The sequence below is a fragment of the Shewanella hafniensis genome (assembly GCF_019655335.1).
Classification (GTDB): Bacteria; Pseudomonadota; Gammaproteobacteria; order Enterobacterales; family Shewanellaceae; genus Shewanella; species Shewanella hafniensis.
On sequence record NZ_BPFD01000124.1, the window covers coordinates 1 to 7,290 of the forward strand.

Annotated in this window: 4 protein-coding genes and 3 pseudogenes; 4 read left to right on the forward strand and 3 right to left on the reverse strand. The window is 40.8% G+C overall.

From position 1 onward, the window contains the following. Positions 1–154 precede the first annotated feature (154 nt). Positions 155–2,692, forward strand: coding sequence for an Ig-like domain-containing protein (locus K5Q99_RS20820; RefSeq protein ID WP_220778010.1), 2,538 nt, complete (start codon positions 155–157; stop codon positions 2,690–2,692). A gap of 378 nt (positions 2,693–3,070) precedes the next feature. On the opposite strand, the pseudogene K5Q99_RS20825 reads toward K5Q99_RS20820, so the two are convergent. From K5Q99_RS20825 to K5Q99_RS20835, 3 pseudogenes are all read right to left on the reverse strand, one after another. Further along, a pseudogene (locus K5Q99_RS20825) lies at positions 3,071–3,277 on the reverse strand (transposase); the annotation flags it as partial. A 46-nt stretch (positions 3,278–3,323) separates the two neighbouring features. After that, a pseudogene (locus K5Q99_RS20830) lies at positions 3,324–3,587 on the reverse strand (transposase domain-containing protein); the annotation flags it as partial. Positions 3,588–4,033: 446 nt separating this feature from the next. Further along, positions 4,034–4,423, reverse strand: a pseudogene (locus K5Q99_RS20835) (DUF4158 domain-containing protein); the annotation flags it as partial. 162 nt (positions 4,424–4,585) lie between these two features. On the opposite strand from K5Q99_RS20835, the gene K5Q99_RS20840 reads away from it, so the two are divergent. The 3 genes from K5Q99_RS20840 to K5Q99_RS20850 form a co-directional block, all read left to right on the forward strand. Continuing rightward, positions 4,586–5,149, forward strand: coding sequence for a recombinase family protein (locus tag K5Q99_RS20840; protein ID WP_220778011.1), 564 nt, complete (start codon positions 4,586–4,588; stop codon positions 5,147–5,149). A 623-nt stretch (positions 5,150–5,772) separates the two neighbouring features. After that, complete coding sequence (locus K5Q99_RS20845) at positions 5,773–6,183, forward strand: hypothetical protein (protein ID WP_220778012.1); 411 nt, start codon at positions 5,773–5,775, stop codon at positions 6,181–6,183. A 60-nt stretch (positions 6,184–6,243) separates the two neighbouring features. Beyond that, the coding region (locus K5Q99_RS20850) for a leucine-rich repeat domain-containing protein (RefSeq protein WP_220778013.1) at positions 6,244–7,290 on the forward strand (1,047 nt) is incomplete at its 3' end.

Consider the following 7,290-nt stretch of genomic DNA (forward strand, 5'->3'; position numbering starts at 1 on the left):
TGGCTATTTTGTTCTTAAGTCGACTTAATGCGAGATTATTGATTGATATAAATCATCCATAATCGAATGAAATTCGTTCGACTGGATAGGTTTGTTAACCAATTTAACAATGTATAATCCGGCCCTGGGATTCTTCAGTACAGAGGATGTAAAAATGTTTTTAGCTTTTAAAAAATGGTCTATTTATCTATTTATACTCATATTCATATCTGCTTGTGGAAGTAGTAATGATGAGAATACACAAGAAGTCGTCTCTATAACTCAATTAGAGCTTTCTATTCCCGAGTTAATCTTAGATTACGAACAATCAACACAAATAAAAGTAACCGCCATTTTTTCTGATAACTCAGAAGAAAGTTTGGAAAGTGGCCTTACTTTCACATCATCTAACTCTGAGGTTGTCAGTGTTTCTGAGAGTGGTTTGATTTCTGCCATAAGTGAAGGACAGGCTATGATTAATGTCTCTTATGATGGTATTAAAAGTAGTCAAACAATCAACGTTTCGTATGCCATTATAGATTCTGAGTTACGGCTAACGCCTACTAGCGATACCTTCATAGAAGGTACAAACTACCAAGCCAGTTTATGGCATAAAAAATCAGACAATAAGTATTATAATGTAAAGGGTGAAATTAACTGGACTTCTTCCAACGATAACCTAGCTAAAATCTCTAATACTGGCTTTTTAGAGCTTTTAAAACCAGGTGAAGTATCAGTAACTGCTGATTTTGAAGGGCTAGAAGCACAAAAATTTCTGACTATTGAAGCAAAAGAAGCGTCAGCAGTGAGTGTCGATTTAGAAATGTCAACAGTGCCGCTTGGCCAGCAGACAGCATTAGTCGTTAGCGCGTTATTTAATAACGGTACTACAGAGCATGTTACGGATGAAGCTATAATTAGTGTCGCGAATAGCGATATTGTGACAGTCAATGACCAAGGTTTAGTGTCGACTTTAAATATAGGGACAACCTCGATACATGTCGTCTATAAAGGCTTTGAAGAAAATGTATCAATAGAAGTAACAGATGCAGTTTTAGAAGGGCTTCAGCTTAACCTCGTTTCAAACAATACACCTGCGGGACTAAAAACTAACTATACTGTTAAAAAGGTTTTTTCTGACAATTCAATTACTGATGTAACAAACGAAAAGCGTTTTAAATTAAGCTCTGATAATACTTATGTTGCCTCAATTGATAATTACATTATAAATGCACATCAAATGGGTGAAGCTAATATAACAGCAACGTTAGATGGTTTTGAAAGTACAGCAAAGCTGACAGTAACAGATGCTGTAATCAACTCGATTAAAGTAGAGGTACTAGAACAAGTTATACCTCTGGGATTAACGACTAAAGCATCAACTTTTGCACAGTTATCCAATGATAGTACAGTTAATATCGCCCCTACTTACTCGACTTCAGATGAGCAAGTTTTAACTGTCAGCAGTGACGGAATCATTACAAGTAAGGGCGTAGGTAAAGCGTTAGTTTCAGCTTCGTTTGACGGCTTTGAAGATTCAATTGAAGTGACCGTAACGGCTGCAGCTCTTAATGCTATCGAAATTAGTTTTAATAGTGACCGTTTGCCTATTGGCAGAAAAACTAAAGCAAATGCTGTTGGAATATATACAGATAGTACACGCTCAGATGTTACAAATGATGTTACATGGGTAAGTGGAGTGAGCAACCTCGTTGTTGTTAGCAATGTAATTAAGGGTGAACTCACTGCATTAGTAAACGATAATATTAGCATTGGTGATGGTGGTATTGATGTCGCTATTACCGCTTCACTAAATGGTATTAAATCAACTTCTCATATTACTGTTACAAAAGCTGTTCTTGATTCAATCGCAATTAATTCTAGCTCAGAATCTGTTGCTCTTGGCCAGCAGATTAATGTTACAGCAAGTGCTACTTATTCAGATTCATCAATAGTTGATGTTTCAACAGAAGGCACGTGGCTTTCTAGCGATGAAAATATTGCTACAGTAAGTAGTGAAGGGATAGTTACACCTATTGCTGAAGGTTATACCCAGATAAACTTTAACTTTAATGGTTTGAGTGACACTGTTGCAATCACCGTTGGTCCAGCTGTTGTAGAATCGATTACTGTTTCATCGCAAGTGACGGAGCTTTATAAAGGCAGAAAGACTCTTTTGCAAGCTATTGCCGCAATGAGCGATGGTACGAGTAAGAACCTAACAAGTTTTGGAGCGTGGGCTGTTGATAATCGCAGTGTTGCTACTGTATCAAATGATCAGGGTTTAGAAGGGGAACTAACAGCATTAACTGGCGGCACAGTATCAATTACGTTCACGCCAACGGACACGAATTACCCTGCAGCATCCTATGAGATTCGAGTAAAAGAGATCAGCGAAATGGCTACCAAATTTAGTCGTTCAGTATCTTCATCACTTTCTGTTATAAATGGTGTTGTACAACGAGGTTCTCAAATCGCTTTGAGCGTAACGAATAGAACGGGCGTTAAATTGTCAGCTATACATTTTGATGTAGTAGATAAAAATAGCGTTAAAGTATCACAATCTTTAAATGACGTGGTTGAGAATAATAGTTCATTTGGTTATAGATACACTGTCGGTTTGGGCGGTGCTGTGCTTCCGATTACACTAACTTATACATTTGAGGATGAAGTGACAAGTGAAGCATTTAACGTTTCTTATATAGTTGATTAATCTGCTTTACTGAATAATCTAAAACTTAAAAGCGCCTTGGATAAAGGCGCTTTTTTAGGTTTAGTACGTCAAAGTATTTCAGGTGTTTAGTGTTTCAATGAGTAATAAACCCCATGTAATGTCAGGGTGAGATTATGCTTTGTAAATTCTGTTAACATTTAGCTATTTTGTTCTTAAGTCGACTTAATGCGAGATTATTGATTGATATAAATCATCCATAATCGAATGAAATTCGTTCGACTGGATAGGTTTGTTAACCAATTTAACAATGTATAATCCGGCCCTGCATGTAATGTAGCACTCAAAGAGATTGGCTATGAAATGGACATTCATTAATTAAGAAAATACTAGGGGCTGTTGATCTTTGTAGTACATATATCAATCAGCCCACATTGGTAGCCACATCATAGTAAATGCTAAAGCGAGCATTGAATGATAATTTCGTTCAAGCTTTTCATACCGCGTGGCTATCCCTCTATATTGCTTAATACGGCCAAATGCATTCTCAACCAAGTGCCGATATTTGTACATGCACCAGTCAATATCTTCATTGCCTACTAAACTGTTGCCCTTACGTGGAATAACGGGTGTAGCGTTATTATCACGGTAAGCGCGCATTTAAGCAGTGCGCTTAGCTATAATCGAAGTCTAGCTGCACATTCCACGGCATTAGGTCGGTAAAATCATCATCACCCTCATCTCGATTCGGCAACGTTTTAAATAAATGCACAAAGTAGTAATAAGGATTGATGTCATTGGCACGACACGTCATCACAATACTATAGAGTGTGGCGCTTGCTTGGGCACCATTAATTGACTTTGAGAATAGCCAGTTTTTTCTACCAGTGGTAAACGGCCGAATATCTCGCTCAGTAATATTATTATCAATCCCTAAATAGCTGATCCGAATAGCGCTACATTGTCGCGGTGCCATGTCCGTTGCCAGGAAATGGCGAAACGGTTTCCATAAAACGCCATACCTTGTCGAGAAGCGCCCTCATGTTCGGCTATATGCAACTCCTGATCAGTTTCCCTGTTCCATTGCTAGGCTATATGCAACTCCTGATCAGTTTCCCTGTTCCATTGCTAGGCTATATGCAACTCCTGATCAGTTTCCTGTTCCATTGCTAGGCTATATACAACTCCTGATCAGTTTCTCTGTTCCATGGCTAGGCTATAGGCAATTACTGATCCATTAGCTCAACGCAGCCGCAACTCTTATATACAACTTGTGATCAAAATCTAAGAATCAGCCCCTAAATATGCAACTCTCGATCAATTAATAGTGATACAACGTCTATATATGCAACTTCGGATCACACCTATCTCAAACCCGGCCGATAAAAGACGGGTAAGGCGAAATGTCCAGGGCCAGGCAAATTCACGATACTGATAGTGCTGACGTATCAGCGCTGCATGCTCACGGCGGGTATTTTCCCTCTGACCGTATTCTGCAAGAACGGTGATATCACGAATCCCGAGCTGTCTGGCGGTAAAATGCCGGACGCCGGAAGGAATATGATTCATATCGGTGAGGAAGGTGCCCAGAAAACGGACACATCCAATTTGCAGGGCAATGCCCAGACGGTTGTGATCACCTCTGCTTTTTCCGATAAATTCCTTGTCTGCTTCATCAAGATGAAAATATCGTGCCAGCTGAAGCTCATCCGGTTCACCGGTGAATCTGCCATAGCTTTCAGTGTGCTCAGTGGTCAGAAAGTCAACGGGCATATCGGCCTCCCTGCCTGACGGGCATTTAGTAACATTTTTGCAACCGTCCGAAATGTTATAAATTATCGGACATCGTAAAACGGTTACGTTTGAGTGTCTATTAATTCGTTAATTTGGCATAATAGACACACGCTGTCTGATATTCGATTTAAGGTACATTTTATGCGACTTTTTGGTTATGCTAGGGTATCAACCAGCCAACAGTCTCTTGATGCCCAGATGAAGGCTCTCAAGGCCGAAGGGGTTCTGGGCAACCGGATATTTACCGACAAGGAATCTGGTAGTCATGTAGACCGCGAAGGTCTCCAGATGCTGAGGCTCAAGGTAGAGGAAGGCGATGTTATTCTTGTTAAGAAACTTGACCGGCTAGGACGCGATACGGCTGACATGATCCAGCTCATTAAGGAATTTGACGCAATGGGTGTGTCTATTCGGTTTCTGGATGACGGGATCAGCACCGAAGGTACTATGGGAAAAATGGTTGTCACCATCCTGTCTGCTGTAGCTCAGGCTGAACGTCTGCGAATTCTAGAACGTACAAATGAAGGTAGGCAGGAAGCAAAACTAAAGGGGATCCAATTTGGGCGCAAACGTTCAGTGGACAGGAACACCGTGTTGGCTCTTTATTATAAAGGCTCCGGAGCAACAGAAATTGCTCGTCAGCTCAATATTGCCCGCTCAACCGTTTATAAAGTAATCAAAGATTCGCAAAAACTCTTAGTGTGAGTTTTAGTGCCCCTGAGCGGCTCAGTACGTCATTCTGAGGAAAACTAACTATGCCTCTCAAGGCGCTTATTGATAGTGAACCTATTCAGTCATTTGACCTTGCCAAAGAAGAGTGGGCAGCCTTAAAGATTGAGTACAAGCAGCGGGAATTAACCATGCCCTGTTGCGGTAGAACTGCAATCCGGGGTTGTAAGCGGGAAGCCGCAAAATTTTGGCGGCTTCCCGCTTACAACCCCTATAACACAAGTTTTTGTTGATAAAACGACTAGGAAAATCACACACCAACGCAATGGAATTGTCTTAATGCACAGGCAAGTAGCTAATCTGCTAAAGCAATAAACTAAAGCATACAATTCAGAAGTATTTTCCCCTTAGTTGAGCCAACCCCGAATCAGGTAGTTCGCGGCCCCCAATTTGTGCTATCAGTGTGACGTTAGGCTCGCACTGACATACCAATCTTGACCAAATTTTGGTAATGCTACAGAGTGTCTATAGAGATTAGGCCTAACCAAAACACAAGGAAGCATAGTGGAAGAATTCTCCCCATTTTTATCAAGCATAATCGGGTCTGTTTCAACTGTCGCTGTTGTTGGTGGGATCGCATTTTCTGTCGGAAGTGGCTTTTGGAGCGAATAAAGGCGTCGATAAAACATGAATATGACTTAAAGATACTTGAACTCGAAAGCCAAAAGGAAATCAGGCTCAAAGGCGAAATTGTCTCCGAGCTTCTAGCTGAGTGGATAAGAAAAGAAGGTTTTCTTGATTATAACCTTTTAAATAAGCTTTCCTTTCAGGCATACATCTGGCTCCCCAAAGACTTAGCTGAAGATTTGTCGAATTCGTTAGCAAATAAAGATGGCGCTAAAGACGTCCGATTACTCTTGAAAGACATTCGTACGTATCTTCAAGGCGAAGATGATGGTCTTGAGTCAAAGCACGCGATTGTTTTTGATGAGCCTGACTTATACGGCAGGTCTATACCTACCAGTAGGGTAACAAGCTGTGCAAATGCTAAACCCAAACCTGTACGTTAAATATTTATGCCCCGTTCCGTGATCATATTTAGGAACAGCTACTTAGTAGAGTGAATTATCATGAGCGATAAAAACCTTCCTAAACCAATAAAATCCATTTCTATTTCAACATCAGTAGAGCAACCCTGTAATTCGCCGAAAACAACAGAAAGACTATCACTACCACAGGCCCAAGCTCTGAAAACTATAGTAAAATCTGAAGATGAAAGTTGGATCGACCGCCTTTATGCGTGGGCAGACAAAAATTATCTACCAGATCTTTTTTGGGGGCATAATTGTGGTGGCACTGATATGTATTATGGACTACCAAGAAACAGGGAAAAGCTTAAAACCCTGTCTAAGTTATATATTCCATATGGCAAAGTAATTGACGATGATTATGATGAGCCATTTTTTACCAAACTCACAGAACTGCCTGTAGAAATTGGGCAACTAAAACAATTGACTGAGCTTGATTTGAGCAACAACCAAATTACAACGTTGCCTGAGGAAATTAGGCTATTGGCGCTACTGATACAACTAGACCTTAGCTGCAATCAACTCATTGAACTTCCAGCGGAAATCGGACACTTAGAGCAATTAACCAAACTCGACCTTAGTCATAACCTCCGACTCACCTATCTACCAGCCGAAATAGGACAACTTGTACAATTGTCCGAGCTTGATCTTAGCTACAACCAAATCGCAAAGTTGCCTGAAGAAATTGGGCTACTGGTGCAACTGAAACAACTAAACCTTAGATGTAATCAAATAATTAATTTCCCTAAGGAAATTGGAAAATTTACGCAATTGGCCCAGCTTAATCTATCCCTCAATCAGCTCACTGAACTCCCCGCGGAAACTGGACAGCTTACGCAATTGACGCAGCTTGATCTATCCCACAATCAGCTCACTAAACTCCCCGCGGAAATTGGACAGCTTACGCAATTGACGCAGCTTGATCTATCCCACAATCAGCTCACTGAACTCCCCGCGGAAATTGGACAGCTTACGCAATTGACGCAGCTTGATCTATCCCACAATCAGCTCACTAAACTCCCCGCGGAAATTGGACAGCTTACGCAATTGACGCAGCTTGATCTATCCCACAATCAGCTCACTGAACTC

Bases quoted from the DNA above. Each gene is read 5' to 3' on its own strand.
- K5Q99_RS20820 (WP_220778010.1), top strand. From the start codon at position 155: ATGTTTTTAGCTTTTAAAAAATGGTCTATTTATCTATTTATACTCATA.
- K5Q99_RS20840 (WP_220778011.1), top strand. From the start codon at position 4,586: ATGCGACTTTTTGGTTATGCTAGGGTATCAACCAGCCAACAGTCTCTT.